The sequence below is a fragment of the Shimia sp. genome (assembly GCF_022448905.1).
GTDB lineage: Bacteria > Pseudomonadota > Alphaproteobacteria > Rhodobacterales > Rhodobacteraceae > Shimia.
In genome coordinates this window covers 122862-139522 of sequence record NZ_JAKVCW010000006.1, presented here as the reverse complement: position 1 = coordinate 139522, position 16661 = coordinate 122862, and the positions used below count along the sequence as shown (strand labels likewise).

Annotated in this window: 15 protein-coding genes; 9 read left to right on the top strand and 6 right to left on the bottom strand. The window is 58.5% G+C overall.

What is annotated here, in order from left to right:
* Positions 1 to 76: 76 nt before the first annotated feature.
* Positions 77 to 997, bottom strand: a complete 921-nt coding sequence (locus tag MK208_RS08900; protein WP_294116019.1) for a porin — start codon at positions 995 to 997, stop codon at positions 77 to 79.
* 311 nt (positions 998 to 1308) lie between these two features.
* Here MK208_RS08900 and MK208_RS08895 point away from each other — a divergent pair, with 311 nt between their 5' ends.
* The gene (locus MK208_RS08895; protein WP_294116017.1) at positions 1309 to 1785 is read left to right on the top strand and encodes a DUF3576 domain-containing protein; all 477 of its coding nucleotides are present in this window, start codon (positions 1309 to 1311) and stop codon (positions 1783 to 1785) included.
* 56 nt (positions 1786 to 1841) lie between these two features.
* Here MK208_RS08895 and MK208_RS08890 read toward each other — a convergent pair whose 3' ends face one another.
* Positions 1842 to 3104: a glycosyltransferase family 4 protein gene (locus MK208_RS08890; RefSeq protein ID WP_294116256.1), complete on the bottom strand. Its 1263-nt coding sequence runs from the start codon at positions 3102 to 3104 to the stop codon at positions 1842 to 1844.
* A 188-nt stretch (positions 3105 to 3292) separates the two neighbouring features.
* On the opposite strand from MK208_RS08890, the gene leuS reads away from it, so the two are divergent.
* The 4 genes from leuS to MK208_RS08870 all read left to right on the top strand — a co-directional run bounded on the left by leuS (position 3293) and on the right by MK208_RS08870 (position 8068).
* Positions 3293 to 5869: a leucine--tRNA ligase gene (gene leuS, locus MK208_RS08885; protein ID WP_294116016.1), complete on the top strand. Its 2577-nt coding sequence runs from the start codon at positions 3293 to 3295 to the stop codon at positions 5867 to 5869.
* Positions 5856 to 6362: an LPS assembly lipoprotein LptE gene (lptE, locus tag MK208_RS08880; protein WP_294116015.1), complete on the top strand. Its 507-nt coding sequence runs from the start codon at positions 5856 to 5858 to the stop codon at positions 6360 to 6362. Before leuS ends, lptE begins: the two co-directional genes overlap by 14 nt.
* The gene (gene holA, locus MK208_RS08875; RefSeq protein WP_294116014.1) at positions 6359 to 7390 is read left to right on the top strand and encodes a DNA polymerase III subunit delta; all 1032 of its coding nucleotides are present in this window, start codon (positions 6359 to 6361) and stop codon (positions 7388 to 7390) included. Before lptE ends, holA begins: the two co-directional genes overlap by 4 nt.
* An 87-nt stretch (positions 7391 to 7477) precedes the next feature.
* On the top strand, positions 7478 to 8068 hold the full coding sequence (locus MK208_RS08870) for a glutathione S-transferase family protein (RefSeq protein WP_294116013.1): 591 nt from the start codon (positions 7478 to 7480) through the stop codon (positions 8066 to 8068).
* Between the two features lie 60 nt (positions 8069 to 8128).
* On the opposite strand, the gene MK208_RS08865 is transcribed toward MK208_RS08870, so the two are convergent.
* Entirely contained in the window at positions 8129 to 9286 is a 1158-nt protein-coding gene (locus MK208_RS08865; RefSeq protein ID WP_294116012.1) for a TIGR03862 family flavoprotein, read from the bottom strand.
* Positions 9283 to 10596 carry a mechanosensitive ion channel domain-containing protein gene (locus MK208_RS08860; protein WP_294116010.1) on the bottom strand — a complete coding sequence of 438 codons (1314 nt, stop codon included), beginning with the start codon at positions 10594 to 10596 and terminating at the stop codon, positions 9283 to 9285. Before MK208_RS08860 ends, MK208_RS08865 begins: the two co-directional genes overlap by 4 nt.
* Positions 10597 to 10682: 86 nt before the next feature.
* On the opposite strand from MK208_RS08860, the gene MK208_RS08855 reads away from it, so the two are divergent.
* A complete protein-coding gene (locus MK208_RS08855; RefSeq protein WP_294116009.1) occupies positions 10683 to 11000 on the top strand; it encodes an HNH endonuclease in 318 nt (105 codons plus the stop codon).
* A 2-nt stretch (positions 11001 to 11002) separates the two neighbouring features.
* On the opposite strand, the gene dld is transcribed toward MK208_RS08855, so the two are convergent.
* Entirely contained in the window at positions 11003 to 12685 is a 1683-nt protein-coding gene (gene dld / locus MK208_RS08850) for a D-lactate dehydrogenase (protein ID WP_294116007.1), read from the bottom strand.
* A gap of 156 nt (positions 12686 to 12841) precedes the next feature.
* Positions 12842 to 13453 (bottom strand): enoyl-CoA hydratase/isomerase family protein, encoded by a 612-nt coding sequence (locus MK208_RS08845; protein WP_294116005.1) that lies wholly within the window; start codon positions 13451 to 13453, stop codon positions 12842 to 12844.
* Between the two features lie 222 nt (positions 13454 to 13675).
* On the opposite strand from MK208_RS08845, the gene MK208_RS08840 reads away from it, so the two are divergent.
* From MK208_RS08840 to MK208_RS08830, 3 genes are all read left to right on the top strand, one after another.
* The gene (locus MK208_RS08840) at positions 13676 to 15181 is read left to right on the top strand and encodes a DUF2125 domain-containing protein (RefSeq protein ID WP_294116004.1); all 1506 of its coding nucleotides are present in this window, start codon (positions 13676 to 13678) and stop codon (positions 15179 to 15181) included.
* A 154-nt stretch (positions 15182 to 15335) separates the two neighbouring features.
* Positions 15336 to 16199 carry a branched-chain amino acid aminotransferase gene (locus MK208_RS08835; protein ID WP_294116002.1) on the top strand — a complete coding sequence of 288 codons (864 nt, stop codon included), beginning with the start codon at positions 15336 to 15338 and terminating at the stop codon, positions 16197 to 16199.
* 9 nt (positions 16200 to 16208) lie between these two features.
* On the top strand, positions 16209 to 16613 hold the full coding sequence (locus tag MK208_RS08830) for a GNAT family N-acetyltransferase (RefSeq protein ID WP_294116000.1): 405 nt from the start codon (positions 16209 to 16211) through the stop codon (positions 16611 to 16613).
* Positions 16614 to 16661: the final 48 nt, after the last annotated feature.

Genomic DNA, 16661 nt, shown 5'->3' with positions numbered 1-16661 from the left:
AAAACCATGGTTTTGCACAAAAAGAAAGGGGCAGGCTCTTGCGAGCCCGCCCCAAAGACTTGACGTCTCTCAGCTATTAGAAGCTGAAGGTCACGCCTGCGTCTGCTTTGGTCTTGCCGTCGGTGCCGGAACCAACACCTGCGGCCAGGGATACACCGCCACCCAGGGAGTGGGAGTAGCCAATACCGTAGGAAGTGTCTACACCAGAGCCGCCGCCACCGGAGACGAATGCGGAGATGGAGCCAGCTGCGGAAACGGCGTAGGAACCGGACAGACCGTACATGGTGTCATCGGTGGTGTCGTTATCACCAACCAGAACCGCGTATGCGAAGTCACCGAAGGAACCGTTAGCACCGATTGCCCACTGCTTGCCCGCCAGAGGGTTGGAGTCAGCGTTGTCACCGTACATTGCGCCGATGCGGTGTGCACCGAAGCTGTAGCCAGCACCGATCTGCCATGCTTCGTCGGAACCTGCGATGGAGGTGTCGTTCAGAGTGTAGGAAGCGGACACTGTGAAGTCAGATACAGTGTACAGAGCTTTGATGGTCTGAACCTGACGAGCACCGTTGCCGAAGCCACGCTTTTCGAAGTTAGAGAAGTTCGCTGCCTGGTCCAGGAAACCAGTGTAGCCAACGCCGTAACCACCCCAGTTGATCACATCACCAGAGTCGAACACGTCAGATACGTGACCAACGTCAACGCGGAGACCACCAGTGGAGATCGCGAAGCCAGCTGCGCCTGCGCCGCCGGTTGCGCCGCCACCGTTGGTTGCGGTGTCGTCAGCTTGCCAACGAATACGACCTTCAAACTTAACGCCACCGTCAGTTTCGGTCACGCCGTTCACGGTCAGACGGAAGCGGTGATCCAGAACGGTGTCGTTTGCTGCGTCTTCAGTGTATACAACACCCAAGCGGCCGGAGCCGGACCAGGTCAGTTCTGCTGCTGCCATGCCCGCGGTGGCGACCAGTGCAGTAGAAGCGAAGAGAATCTTTTTCATGATTTTTCCCTCGGATTTCCAATTCATGCGCCCAACCCGGAGAATCCCTGATTGGGTATGCCGTAGTCTCTCGCTCTTTTCAGGGTGTTTTGGCAAGCACCGCGCGAAGGTTTAAGAGAAGATGACCAGACGTGGTGCAGACATGTCACAGTCCATTTTCCCAAGCAAAAAACCGCCGATACATTAACCAATACGCAGGCTTGGGCGATTTCGCTGCTGCGTGAGGCGTGCCCTTATATAAGGCGTAAGACTCTTGCCCAACGCGCGGGGGTTGGCTAGGACGGGTACAAACCACGTCTTGAGGCAGTTTTATGGAACTTACCCGTCGCCCCGTCCTGCTGGCCGCTCTTGTTGCTGCGCTGTCTCTCAGCGCCTGTGGCAACCGGGACAAAAACCCCACTGGCCTTTTGGCCGACGGCCGCACCACCGAATACAGTCAGGAACGTGAGACCATCTGGGACATCTTTGGTCCGGACAACTCAGATGAGACCGTTCGGGTGAACAAATACCTTTGGGCGGCCTCAATGGAAGTTCTGGACTTCTTGCCGATTCAGACGGTGGACCCGTTTAGCGGCGTGATCTCTACTGGCTATGGCACCCCTCCTGGTGGTGGACGCTCTTACCGCGCCACGATTTACATCCGTGATTCTTCGCTCGACGCGCGGTCTTTGAATGTGGCGTTGCAATCCAGTGGCGGACGGGCGGTGCCGGAAAGCACGGCGCGCGCGGTGGAAGATGCGATTCTCACGCGGGCGCGGCAGATTCGGATTGCCGATCGCAAGATTTGATCTGACTTCCAGTGATTCTCAAAAAACCGCAGTCTTGAGGCTGCGGTTTTTTTGTTTCAGCTACGCAATGCGCCCGGAGGCATATCGTGCAGCTTTTGAATCCACTCCAGTTGCTTGGGCAGACAGCAGCTCTGCAAATCATAATTCTCTACCGCATAGGCACGGGAGGCTTTGGCCATCTCGGCGCACATGTCGGGGTCATCCAGCACGGTGCAGATTTCTTCGATCATGCGCTCGCCATCAAAGAATGGGAACAAGCGGCCGGTTTCACCATGAGTGATGACTTCGGTCACAGGTGCAGTGTCGCTGGCGACAATCGGCGCGCCGATGGCCATGGCCTCCATCAAAGACCAACTGAGCACAAAGGGATAGGTCAGGTAGACATGGGCCTTGCTGATTTGCAGCATGGAGAGGAATTGGTCGTAAGGCACTTTGCCGAGGAAATGTACGCGCTCCCAGTTGGGGGTCGGAATTTTGCCGCGCACTTCGTCGATGTAGATTTGCTTCCAGGTTTGACCTTTCGGTGGGGCTGCGCCGTAGCTCACCTCATCGCCGCCCACGATAAGCACACGGGCGTTTGGGCGCTGTTTGAGCAGCTCCGGCAGCGCGCGCATAAAGACGTGATAGCCGCGGTAAGGCTCCAGGTTGCGGTTCACAAAGGTGATGACCTCGTCTTCGCGGGTCAGAACCGTGCCATCCTGCAACGTTAGGGAGGCGTCCGGATTCGGCTTCACCACATCTGTATCGATGCCATCGTGAATCACACTGATGATGTCTTTGTATTCCGGCGGGAAGGTGTTTGCCTGAAACTGGGTTGGACTGATGCCAAGGTCCGCAGACTGATGATGCATCATATTGTTGAGGTTCTTCAGCCGCAGGCGGATGGAATCAGTGTCGGCATTGCGCTTGGGGAATTCCGAGTCAAAATGCGTGTCGGTGTCATGGAGCGCATAATAAAGCTCGCAATAGAGACCAATGCGCGCGGTCGGCCAAAGATCGCGCAAAAACATCGACTCACCCCAGCCCGGATGGGCGACAATCACATCCGGCGTGTAGCCTTCCTGATCGCGGATATTGCGCGCGGCGGCATAACAAGCCTCGGCGCGCAGAACTTTGGTTTCAAAATCGACCATCCACGGGTGCAAGCCCTGCGCCGGTTTGCGTTTGATTTGATAGGGGTAGAGTTCCACCCCCTGCCAGGTGCCGCGCTGTTTCGCGCGCAAAGTGATCGAGCGCACGTCATGGCCGCGCGCAACCAACTCCGGTGCCAGATGTTTGAACTGTCCCGGGAAATTCTGGTGAATGAAGAGGATTTTCACGCCAACAACCTGTCTCAAATATTCTTGTTAGAGGTGTATAGCGCGAAAATAGGCCACGGTAAGCCATGTGATAGGTCAAATTGCGGCGCTTGTGACTGGACCAAGGCGCGCGGGCGGCCTATCACCTTGCGCAACCCGCGCCACGCTTTTGAAGTGGCTGACACGAATAGATGAAAAGGTGCCACCGCATGTCGCGCTATAGCCCCGCAGAGATTGAAGCCCGCTGGCAAGAGGCCTGGGCCAAGACCGAGACCTTCAAGGCCGTTCGGGATGAGAGCAAGCCCAAGTATTACGTGCTGGAGATGTTCCCCTACCCGTCGGGCAAGCTGCACATGGGGCACGTGCGCAATTACACCATGGGCGACGTGATCGCGCGCTACAAAATCTCCACCGGTCACAATGTGCTGCACCCGATGGGGTTTGACGCGTTTGGTATGCCAGCGGAAAACGCGGCGATGGCCTCTGGCGGCCACCCGAAGGATTGGACCTACTCCAACATCGACACGATGGTTGAGCAGATGAAGCCGCTGGGCCTGTCGCTGGACTGGTCGCGCATGTTTGCCACTTGCGACGAGGATTATTACGGTCAGCAGCAGGCGTTGTTCCTTGATTTCCTTGAGAAAGGTCTCGTCTACCGCAAAAACGCGGTGGTGAACTGGGACCCGGTCGACATGACCGTGCTAGCCAACGAGCAGGTGGAGAACGGCCGTGGCTGGCGCTCAGGTGCGTTGGTGGAGCGGCGTGAGCTGACGCAGTGGTTCTTCAAGATTTCCGACTATTCCGACGAGTTGCTGACCGCGCTGGACGGGCTGGACAATTGGCCTGCGAAAGTGCGGCTGATGCAGGAGAACTGGATCGGCAAGTCGCGCGGTCTGGAATTTGGCTTTGAGCGTGTGGATGGTGGCGCGCCGATCACTGTTTATACGACTCGCCCCGACACGCTGATGGGCGCCTCCTTTGTGGGGATTTCGCCAGACCACCCAATTGCCAAAGAATTGGAAGCGGCGAACCCAGACGTGGCAGCCTTTGTTGCGGAGTGCCGCAAGGGCGGCACCACGGAAGAGGCCATCGAGACTGCAGAGAAGCTGGGCTATGACACTGGCATTCGCGTGAAGCACCCGCTGAACCCCGAGTGGGAGCTGCCGGTTTGGATCGCGAACTTCATTTTGATGGACTACGGTACCGGCGCGATCTTTGCTTGCCCGGCGCATGATCAGCGCGATTTGGATTTCTGCCGCAAATATGACCTGCCCGTGGTCGACACCTTCTTTGCGATTGGCGACGAGACACCGGTGGAGAACACCGCGTTTGTGCCCGGCAAAGAAGAGAAGGTGAAATGGCAAAACCATTTTGCCGGTCTGGATGAGGCCACCGGACAGGAAGCCATCGATGTGACCATCGATTTTGCCGAGAATGCCGGTTGGGGCAAAGGTGTGACCAACTTCCGCCTGCGTGACTGGGGTCTGAGCCGTCAGCGCTATTGGGGCTGCCCGATTCCGGTTATGCATTGTGATGAGTGCGGCGTGGTGCCGGAGAAGAAAGAGAACCTGCCAATTGCGCTGCCCTATGATGAAGACGGCAAGGCGATTGATTTCTCTGTGCCGGGCAACCCGCTGGACCGTCATCCTAGCTGGCGCGATTGTAAGTGCCCTAACTGCGGTGCGCCTGCGAAGCGTGAAACCGACACTATGGACACCTTTGTGGACAGCTCCTGGTACTTTGCTCGCTTCACTGCACCTAAGGCAGACACGCCAACCGTGGCCGAAGATGCGGCGTATTGGATGAACGTCGATCAGTACATCGGCGGCATTGAACACGCGATTTTGCACCTGCTCTATTCGCGTTTCTTTGCACGGGCGATGCACATCTGTGGCCACCTGCCAGAAAGCGCAAAAGAGCCGTTTGACGCGCTGTTCACCCAAGGCATGGTGACACACGCGATCTATAAGAACGCAGAGCGCACCGACGAAAACGGCCGCGCGATCTATCACTATCCTGCGGAAGTGGAAGAACGTGACGGTGGCACCTTTGTGAAAGAGACCGGCGAGAAGGTAGAGGTCATTCCTTCTGCCAAGATGTCCAAGTCCAAGAACAATGTCGTGGACCCCGTCGACATCATCACCGCCTTTGGCGCTGACACCGCGCGGTGGTTTGTACTGTCTGACAGTCCACCCGAGCGCGATGTGGAGTGGACGGCTTCCGGCGCGGAAGCGGCCTACAAGCACCTGACCCGCGTCTGGAACCTCTGCGACAAGATTGGCGAGATGGACGACGGTGCCAAGGGGCAAGGTGACGACGAGTTGCTGCGTGAGACGCATAAAGCAATCCGCGATGTGACGCTGGGTGTGGAAAGCTTTGGTTTCAACGCCTCGATTGCGAAGCTTTATGCCTTCACCAACACCATTGCCAAATCCAAGGCGGGTAAGGCGGCGAAACGCGAAGCGATCATGACCCTGGCACAGCTGATGTCGCCAATGACGCCGCACCTCGCGGAAGATATCTGGGCGCATCAGGGCGGCGAAGGCCTGATCGTAAACGCACCATGGCCGAAAGCCGATGAGGCGATGCTGGTTGAGGCCAATGTGACGCTTCCGATCCAGATCAACGGCAAACGCCGGGGTGAGATCACCGTGGCCAAAGACCTGCCAAAAGAAGAGGTTGAAAAGCTGGCGCTGGCGCATGAAGCTGTTGTCCGAGCGCTGGATGGGGCCCAGCCCAAAAAGATGATTGTTGTCCCCGGTCGGATTGTGAATGTCGTCGTTTAACCGCCGCTTCTTTATGTTGTCTGCAGCCGCGTTGGGGGGCACCTCCCTGAGCGGCTGTGGATTTGAGCCTGTCTATGGCACGGATGGGGCGGCCTCGATGCTGCTCAACAATGTGCTGGTGGATGAGCCCAAGGCCAATGAAAGTTACGTGTTGGTGCGTGAGCTGGAAAATCGTTTGGGGCAACCGGGTGGCGCACCAGAGTATGGGCTATCGTTGGCGTTGCATCTGGATGAACGTGGCGTGGGCCGCACCTCTGCCCAGGTGACCAACCGCTTTGATGTCATTGGTTCCGTGACTTACGCTTTGCGCGGGATGGACAACAAAGAGGTGCTGACCACCGGCAAGGTGTCGAGCTTCACAAGCTATTCGGCCAGCGGCAGCACGGTTTCGGAGCTGGCTGCAAAAGACGACGCTTATGAACGGCTGATGGTGATTCTGGCGGATCGGATTGTGGTCGATCTTCAGGCCTATGCGGCGTCTGAGACGGCATGAAGCTTTCTGCGCGCGACGCCAACCGGTATTTTGGCACCCCCGAGGCAGATCGCACCGGCCTGTTGATTTACGGGCCCGACGCGATGCGCGTGGCGCTGAAGCGCCAAGAGGTGATTGCCGCTTTGATTGGCCCGCAGGGTGAAGAGGAAATGCGGTTGACGCGCATTCCCGGGGCGGATTTGCGCAAAGACAAAGCCGCCGTGCTGGATGCCATCAAGGAAGTGAGCTTCTTTCCCGGACCACGCGTGGTGTTTGTCGAAGGCGCGACAGATGCTGGGGCACCGGCGATTCTGAGCGCGCTCGAGGATTGGGCCGAAGGTGATGCACAGATTGTGGTGACCGCTGGGCAGCTCAAGGCCAGTTCTAAGATGCGCAAGGCGTTTGAGACCCATCGCAATGCCTATGCGGTGGGGATTTACAACGATCCGCCCAGCCGCGAGGAGATCGAGGCCGACTTGAAGGCTGCCGGTCTTGGCAATGTTGAGCAGGAAGCGATGACCGACCTGTTCAATCTGGCGCGTGAGCTGGACCCCGGCGATTTTCGGCAGACCTGTGAAAAACTGGCGCTTTATAAGTTCAAGGACGACTTGCCGGTGACCTCTGAAGAGGTGGCGGCCTGCGCGCCCGTGTCCACAGAAGCCGCGTTGGATGACATCTTGAACATCGTCGCGGAAGGCCGTGCGCGGGAGATTGGCCCGGTGCTGCGCAAGCTGGAAGCGCAAGGCGTGAACCCCGTATTGCTGATCATCTCGGCCACCCGGCATTTCCGGGCGCTCTATGGTGCGGCGGCAGACCCCGGTGGGGCAGCGGCGGGCATTGCCCGGATGCGCCCACCGATTTTTGGGCCGCGTCGGGATCGTATGGTGCGACAGGCGTCGAGCTGGGGCGCACCCAAGCTGGAGCAGGCGTTGACCGGCCTGACCGACACCGATTTGCAGCTGCGGTCCGCCGGACAGCGGGCGCCGGAGATGGCGCTGGTGGAGCGGTTATTCCTGCGACTGGCGATGCTGGGCCAGCGCGGGCGGTAACGCGCGACGAGGCGTCACGAAAACACGGGACGCTTGTTTCAGGAGAAATCGGCGGGCAGTCTCCCCTCAATGAGCAGGGAGGATGCCATGTATGAAGTGATCGGAAGCCCCACCAGCCGCGCGTTCCGGGTGGTTTGGATGTTGGAAGAGCTGGGCCAGCCTTACAAACTGTCTCCGGAAAAGCCGCATTCCGAGGTGGTGAGCGCGCTCAATCCTTCGGGCAAAATTCCCATCCTGAAAGACGGTGATGCGGCGATCATCGACAGCACCGCGATCCTGACCTATTTGGCGGATAAACATAACGCACTGACCTACCCGGCTGGCAGCATCGCGCGGGCGCATCAGGACAGTTTCACACAGCAGATCCTGGATGAAATTGAAGCGGCGCTTTGGACCGCGAGCCGTCACAACTTCATCCTGCCAGACGAGCGCAAGGTGCCTGCGGTGAAAGAGACACTGATGTGGGAGTACAGTCGCGGCTTGAAGAACGTGCTGCGGCGTCGGCAGGGCACCTATCTGATGGGGGAAGAGATGACCGTGCCGGATATCATCCTGACCCACTGCGCCACTTGGGCGAAGTTTGAGGGGTTCCCGACCGACAATGAGGAGCTGCTGGGCTACATCAAGGTTACGCGGAGCCGTGAGGCGTTTCAGCGCCTGCTGCCGAAGAAAAAGTGAGAGGCCAGCCCCTCTTGGCCTGCGGCCAATTCACCCCGGGATATTTGTCGAATGAGAAAGCTAGGCGGCGCGTGTCAGCCAGTTTGTGGCACCTAAACCAGCCCAGCGGCCAGTGGCGAGGCAGGCGGTCAGCAGGTAGCCGCCAGTGGGGGCTTCCCAATCCAGCATCTCACCTGCCGCAAAGGTGCCTGGATGATCCTTGAGCATGAGGGATGCATCTACAGCATCGAAGCGCAGGCCGCCTGCGGTGCTGATCGCTTCATCCATGGGACGTGGGCCTGTGTGGGTGACCGGCAGAGCCTTGATAAGTGGGGCTAGGTCCTCTGGCAGCGGCTGGCCAAACTCCATCAGCAAGGCCTGTTTCTCCGGTGAGAGCTTCAGCGCTTTGCGCAGGAAGTTGGCGCGGCTCATTTTGCCTTTGGGGCGGGACAATCGGGCTTGGATGTCGTCCACACTCATGTCCGGCAAAAGGTCGAGCGTGAGCGACGCCCCTTCGCGCATTTGGCGGGAGACGGCGTAGATGCCGCCGCCTTCAAGGCCTCGCTCGGAGATGACAAACTCTGCGCGTAGGGAGATATCGCCCGCAGAGAGGGTTACGTTTTTGATCGGCGTGCCGAAGTGGCGTTCCATATGTGGGGACCAGTCGACTTCAAAGCCCATGTTGGCGGGCCGGAAGGGCGCGACAGGCGCTTTGAGCCAGTCAGCCCATGCGCCGTCAGAGCCAAGACGCGCCCAGCTGGCACCGCCGCAGGCAAGAACGCAGACCTTGGGGCTGATCTCCTGTGAGCCGGTCGGTGTGTCAAAACGATAGCTTCCGCCGGTCCAGCGCCAGCGTGTGCGGATGTCGACATTTTGGTCTGACAACCGTTTGAGCCAGGCCCGCAGGAGCGGCGAGGCTTTCATGACTTTGGGAAAGACACGACCAGATGACCCCGTGAACATCTCCTGCCCCAGGGCTTCAGCCCAGACGGTGACATCCTTGGGGCCAAAGGCCTCCAGCATCGGGCGCAGAGTGGGGGCGGCCTCGTGATAGTGGCTCAGGAAGGTCTCAAACGGCTCGTCTTTGGTCAGATTGAGACCGGACTTGCCCGCCATCAGGAACTTACGCGCGACCGAAGGCTTGGACTCGGCCACCACAACCGTATGGCCCGCCGCGGAGATCACGTCAGCCGCCATGAGACCCGCGGGGCCAGCGCCTATGATCAGCGCATCACTCACGCGGTTGGCAGCGGTGTTTTGAGTTCCACCACACGCTGCGGATACGGTATGGTGATGCCTTCGTCCTTGAGCGCGTTCCAGATCAGGAAGAGCACATCAGAGGTGAATTTGTTGCGGCCATCATCAATACCTTCGACCCAGAACTCCACGGCGAAATCCACACCGTTGTCGCCAAAGCCGCGCAGCTCGCAATCTGGCGGGAACGGGTCGTTCAACACGCCGGGGTGTTTGGCGACGGCGGCCTCGATAATGTCCGGCACTTTGTTGATATCGGTGTCGTAGCTGACCGAGAAAGGCGCCTCGTAGCGATTGGCAGAGCCAGAGTCGGAGTAGTTCACCACGCGGGTGGTGATGAAATCCTCGTTGGGCACCACAATCCAGCGCCCATCATAGGTTTCCAGAATGGTGGCGCGGGCGGTCATTTTGATGATGGTGCCAGCCTCACCGCCATCCAACTCCACATAGTCGCCCACCGTGGCCTGGCCTTCCAGCAGGAGGATCACGCCGGAGATGAAGTTGGAGGCAATTTTTTGCAGGCCAAAACCAAGGCCCACACCAATCACACCGGTGAGCACCGCGAGGGAGGTGAGGTTGATGCCCATGATGTTCATCACCAGCAGGAAGGCGACCCCAAAGATGCCGATTTCCAAGGTTTTGGCGATGAGCTCGCGCATGGCCGGGCGCATCTCGTCCTGTTTCTTGATGAACTGGCTGGATTGCTCGTTGGACCAGCGGCCGAGCCAGAAGATCGCGCTCGCCACAACAACAAAGCGGATGGCAAATAGCACGGAGAAGGAGAGGTTGCCCAGCGGCACAACCGTGGCGTCCAGATAGGCCATGACCTCATCCAGAATGCCCAGCGCGTAGAGGCCAGCGACGGGCACAAGCAGGTAGCGTCCCAGCACTTTCATCACTGGATCAGCGATGATTTCCTTGACCAGAATACGCACAGCCAAGAACAGGAACACCCGTTTCCCAAAGGCGATCACCGCGCCGGAACCAAACAGCGAGCGCGTCACGTTTTCACCTATGCCGATGAAGACGTAGGCCAGAAGCGGCAGCAATAGCGGCAGGAACATCGACACAAAGCGGCGGGCGCGGGCGATGTAGCTGTCTTGCCCCTCTGGCGGGGTGAGCCAGCGATCCAGCAGCGGGTGCAGCTTGCGGCTGGCATAGAGCGCGGCAAGGTAGGCCACGAGCAGCAGGCCAAATTGCGACCAAGCGGCGGGGCTGAGCAGCCAGCCTTGGGCAATGCCCCACAGACGGTCGATATGTTCGAGAGCTGAGTTGAGTAAGGCTGTGCCGTCCATGAGAGGTCCACTTGCTGAAATGGGCGCTTTGAGTATCCTCTTGCCTTGCGGGCATTGGTAACTCAATCAAAAACGGGGGGAAAAACGTGGCAGATGCGGCATCAGACGCGACGCGCGACCCGATTTGCCCGCTCTGTGGCCGTCCTATTCCACCGGAGGCGCGCCAGTCCAAGCACCACCTGATCCCGCGATTGCGCGGCGGGAAAGGCGGGCCAACCGCTTTGTTGCACCAGATCTGTCACAATGAAATCCACGCGACCCTGACGGAAACCGAGCTGGCGCAGGTCTATAACTCGATTGAGATACTGCAAACCCATCCAAGGCTGGCCAAGTTTATCACCTGGGTCAGCAAGCGCCCGCCGGGGTTTCACTCCAAAACGCCGGGCGGGCGACGAAAGCGCTGAATTCAGCTGTAGTGTTTGTTGCGCGACATCTTCCCGATGCCGGGGTTCAGGCTGTTGGTCGGGTCTAGAGATTTGTAGAATTTCGCGAGGCCCGGCTTTGCTGGATAAAGATGGCCAACATTGTGTTCGGCTGGATACTCAGCCCCGCGTTGGTCCAAAAGATCAAGCATCGCCGCCTTGAGCGCTTTGGGATCGCAGCCCTTTTTCACGATATAATCTTGATGCAGCACGTGGCACATGAAGTGGCCGTAGTAGAGCTTGCTGACCAGTTGTTCGTCGATTTCCTTGGGCAGGGTTTCGAACCAATCCTCATCGTTGCGGCGCAGGGCAATGTCGAGCGCGATGATGTCTTCGACCTCTGCGCTGTGCACATTCATGTAACGCACGGCGGCACCAGCGGCGGCAAAACGGAGAAGACCGGCCATTTTGGCTTCACGGTCGTCACATTCAAAGAAGTCGAGCGCGCCGTTGGAGGTCATTTCCGTCAGGAGCGCGCGGGCTTCGTCGATGCCGCCATCCCGCATCTTCAGGATCAGATGGTGCGGATAAGCCTTGCGGAAGGCGCGCATGCGTTTGGGCACCACATTGGGCCAGAGGCTGGCGGCGAACTGCATGAACTTGTCGGTGAAATGCGTCAGGCCCGGCACGTTTTGCAGGCGGGCGTCCACGGTGCCTTTGAGGGCAAAGAAAGTGGGCAAACGATCGGTGCCCAGCTTGTCGATCATCACCATCGTGTCTTTGCCATAGAAATCAGAGAGGTCGAACACATCCTCATGCAGGTACTCGGCGCTGACCGGCAGGGTTTTGAAGTCCTTCAGAATGCGACGGCGCAGAGTGCCAAGTGCCGCCGTATCCGAGGCAGCCACGTAGAAGGTCTTTTCCGCATCGTTCTTGGCATAGGTGTCCAGGCGCACGGCAAAGACGGCGAGTTTCCCGGCACAGCCTGCGGCCTCATAAAGGCGGGATTTGTCAGCGTTGAAGCGCGCCGGGCTGTTGGCGTCGACATCCCGAACGCGGCGGGCGTAGTCAGTGTCGGAAGCCCGACGGTTGTCATCGTGGATGTCTTCGGCGGTGAAGTTGCCGGATTGCAGATTGGTCAGGATTTCCTCTGGCGTCGCGCCGAGGTCGATGCCGAGATGGTTGACCAGCTGCAGTTCGCCCGCCTCGGTGATCTGGGCATAGACGGAGAGCTCGGTGTAACTGGGACCACGCTCCACAAGCGAGCCGCCGGAGTTGTTGCAGACACCGCCCACCACAGAGGCGCCGATGCAGGAGGAGCCAATCACCGAATGCGGCTGATGGCCAATGGGCGCGAGCAGTTTTTCCAGCTTGAACAGTGTTGAGCCGGGGAAGGAAATCACCTGTTTGCCGTCTTTGATGAGCTGGATGTCGTCCATGCGACGGGTGTTGATCAGCACAACCTCACGGTCATAGGTGCCTTTGGGGGTGGAGCCTTCGGTCAGGCCGGTGTTGGCGGCCTGCATGATGACAATTTTGTCGGCCGCCACACAGGCTTGCAGCACCTGCCATTGCTCCAGAAGCTTCGCTGGCTGCACCACAGCGAGGGCGTCACCTTCGCCGGAACGGAAGCCTTTGCGGAAGCGTTGCGTGCGGCGTGCGCCGGTCAGGACGTGACGTTTGCCAACAATTTTGCGCAGCTGCGCGATCAACTGATCTTCGCTCATGAGACCCTCACACCTTAAATACATCTGCCGGTGTGGATGAAACATGCCAATGGCACCGGCGGGTGCGGTTTGCGACAGCTGTGCCGTAGGGTCAAGAACACACGCGAATTGGTCCAAAAACATGACCAAAATGATACATGCGGGAAACTGGGTATTTTAGAGACACATCTGCTTGATGCCGGATGCGATCTCCGGCTTAGCCGCCAAAGTGTCCGCCGCAATGTCGCGCGCTACGGTGAGCACGTCTTCTGCGGGCACAATGCGCTCAATCAGACCATAGGTGAGCGCCTCCTCCGCGGAGAGTTTCTGACCACCCATCAACATGAGCTTGGCGCGGGCGGGGCCGACCAATGCTGCGAGACGGGCCGGATCAGAGGGCTGCGGCAGGTAGCCAAGTTTCATCACCGGATAGAAAAACTTGGCATGAGGTGCCGCGATGCGGATGTCACAGGCCAAGGCCATACCGTTGGCACCGCCTGCCAAAGTGCCGTTTAGGGCTGCGATGGTCAGGCCGGGCAGCGCCGCAACGGCGCAGGACAACCGCTCCCAAACCGGGCTGGTGGCCAGCCCAGCGCGGGCTTCGTCCAGATCGGCGCCAGCAGAGAAGACCTTGCCGGCGCCGGTGAAGATCAGCGCGCGGGCGTCCTGAGCCGACTCAGCGATTTCGGCAAGCTCTGTGAGCATGGCTTCGGTCAGGGAATTGGCTTTTTCCGGCCGATTGATGGTCACCACCCAGAGGCCGTTTTTGTCTTTGGTCAGGTCAATCATGTCTGTCTCACTTTGGGCAAAGGCCCGGATTTGGCGGCGGGAGGCTGATTTTTGCCGACAAGTGTCAGTAAACAACCCTTTGGAATGTTTGATTTCCCTTGAAGTAAGGCGATCAAGGCAAGGCGTCCACCCCCAGCGAAAAAACCCGCTGGTTTGACCCTTGACCCTGCCCCACCGAAGACCCAGTCTTAGGAGGAAGGCTTTGAAAAGGTAGATAAGTTGATGCAGATTTCAGCACCCCGCATTTTCACAACCACGGCTTTGGCCACGGTATTTTGCGCTCAGGCCGCCTGGGCAGATGTCACCGCAGAGGAAGTCTGGGGCAGCTGGCGCGACTCGATGACCGGTTTTGGCTACGAGATCACCGCAAACGAAAGCACCAGTGGCGACGTGCTGAGCGTGAATGATCTGGTGATGACCGTGGCGGTTCCTGAAGAGGACGTTACCGTGGCCATCGACATGGGCACCATGTCCTTTGAGAACGTGGGCGACGGCACCGTGCGCGTGCTTCTACCAGAAAACGCGCCGATCAAGGTGAATGTGGTTGAGGACGATGAAAACGTCGAAATCACCCTGACCATGAGCTCTGCCGACATGAACAACATCGTGTCCGGTACCGTTGACGCCATGGTCTATGATTATGCCGCCAGCAAGCTGGACCTGACCGTGGACAGCATTGTTGTGGACGGCGAGACCGTGCCGGACATGGATATTGCGCTGACCATGGCCGATCTGGCTGGTCGCTCGCAGACCACGTTTGGAGACGTGATCAAGAGCGTCCAAACCGGCACCATTGGCAACGTGAGCCTTGTGGCCAAAGGTACGGACCCGGATTCCGGTGACGCCTTTGACGTGAACCTCTCCGTTGCGGGGCTGAAATTGGACGGTTCCGCCAGCGTGCCAACCGGCGAATACGGTGAGGATGTTGCGGCGTTCTTTGCGGATGGGTTTGATGTGGATGGCAGCTACGCGCTGGAGTCTTCGACCTTCAGCATGAACGCCATGGACGGCGATGACCCTGTGGCGATGTCCTACACCAGCGGTGCCGGTGTCGTAGGTGTCGAGATGAACAGCGACATCATGTCTTATGACGGCACGATCTCCGATGTGGCCGTGAACATCTCCAGCAGCGAGTTCCCGCTGCCGATTGATGTGAGCTTTGGCGAAATGGGCTATGGTTTCTCCGTGCCACTGGCCGCCTCGGAAGAACAGCAGGACTTTGGCCTGACCGTTAAACTGTTGGACCTGAGCGTGTCCGAGATGCTTTGGGGCATGTTTGACCCTGGACAGGTGCTGCCGCGTGATCCGGCCAACCTGATTGTTGATGTGAGCGGTCTGGCCACCGTGGCGATGGACATCCTGACACTGGACGAAGACAGCCCGGAAATCCCGGGTGAGCTGAACTCCCTGAGCATCAACGACATCCAGCTGAACCTGGCCGGTGCGGCTGTGGAAGGCGCGGGCAGCTTCACCTTCGACAACACTGATCTGGAGAGCTTTGACGGCCTGCCCCGTCCTCAAGGCAGCGTTGATATCAAGATTGCAGGTATCAATGGCCTGATGGACAAGCTGATCTCCATGGGCCTACTGCCAGAAGATCAGGCGATGGGCGCGCGCATGATGATGGGCATGTTCACCCAGCCGGGTGACGGTGACGACACGCTGGTCTCCAAGATTGAAGTCAACGACAAAGGTCAGGTTCTGGCCAATGGGCAGCGCCTTAAGTAAGCGCTTCACCATCACAAAGCATTCAAGGCCGCAGGATTTTCCTGCGGCCTTTTTGCTTGGGCCGAAACGTCGCGTTCCTTCCTGTCGCGACCCACTGGACGTTGCGGCAAGCGCGGCCTAGTCTCGCGCTCAAATCAGCAAAAGGACCTGCGCCATGGCGACCGGCACGAACATCCGCACCTATTACAACGGCTCTTGGCATGACGGAGATCTGTCGATCATCCGCGCCGCCGATCATGGCGCGTGGCTGGGCTCCAATGTGTTTGACGGGGCGCGGCTGGTGAATGGTCTGACGCCAGACTTGGACAAGCATTGCGCGCGGACCAATCGCTCTGCCGAGGCCCTGATGCTCACACCAACAGTTTCCACCGACGATATGGTTGAGATTGTAAAAGAGGGTTTGAAAGCCTACGCGCCGGGCGCGGCGGTTTATATCCGCCCGATGTACTGGGGACTGGACGGCGACGCGACGGCTATTGTTCCCAGTGCGGACACCACCGGTTTTGCCGTCTGTCTTGAAGAAATTCCGATGGCGTCTCCGGATGCGGCAGTATCACTTTGCAAAACCCAGTTCCGCCGCCCGGTTCTGGAAAGCGCCGTGGTGAATGCCAAGGCAGGCTGCCTCTATCCCAACAATGCACGCATGTTGCGCGAAGCCCGCGCCAAAGGGTTCAACAACACGCTGACCTGTGACGCGATGGGCAATGTGGCGGAAACCGCCACCGCCAACGTGTTCATGGTGCGCGATGGCGAAGTGTTTACGCCAATTCCAAATGGAACTTTCCTAGCGGGCATCACCCGCGCGCGGCACATCGAAAACCTGCGCGCAGATGGTGTGACGGTACATGAAACCATTCTGGGCTATGGCGACTTTGAAGAGGCGGACGAGGTGTTCCTGTCAGGCAATATGAACAAGGTCACGCCGGTGAAAGCTTTTGAGAAGCGCCAGTATCAGATTGGCCCGATGACACGCCGCGTGCGCGAGATGTATTGGGACTGGGCCGCGACCACCGCATAAGGACATTTGATGACCAAAATACGGCTCAGCCGTTCGCAAGATGATCTGGACCTGCCAATGGTGTGCGGGTTCATTTCGGGCAGTTATTGGGGCAAGGACCGAAGACCGGAAGACATACGAAAAGCGCTTGCCCACAGTTATTGCGTATCGGTGCACGACGGACCTCGGCAAGTAGGTTTTGCACGTGCGGTGTCGGATCAGGTATACTTCGGCTATATCATGGACCTCTTTGTACTGCACTCGCATCGGGGACAAGGATTGAGCCACCAGTTGGTCGACGGGTTGTTGCAGCATCCGCAATTGAAAGACGTCAAAGGCTGGATGCTAGCGACAAACGATGCGCATGGGCTTTATGAGAAATACGGGTTCCGCATGGTGGATCCGAGTGTTTTCATGCGTAGAAATGGCGATTGAGTTTTACACACAAAGACAAAGACTTGTTGCGTGCTCCTGTCGCAAACG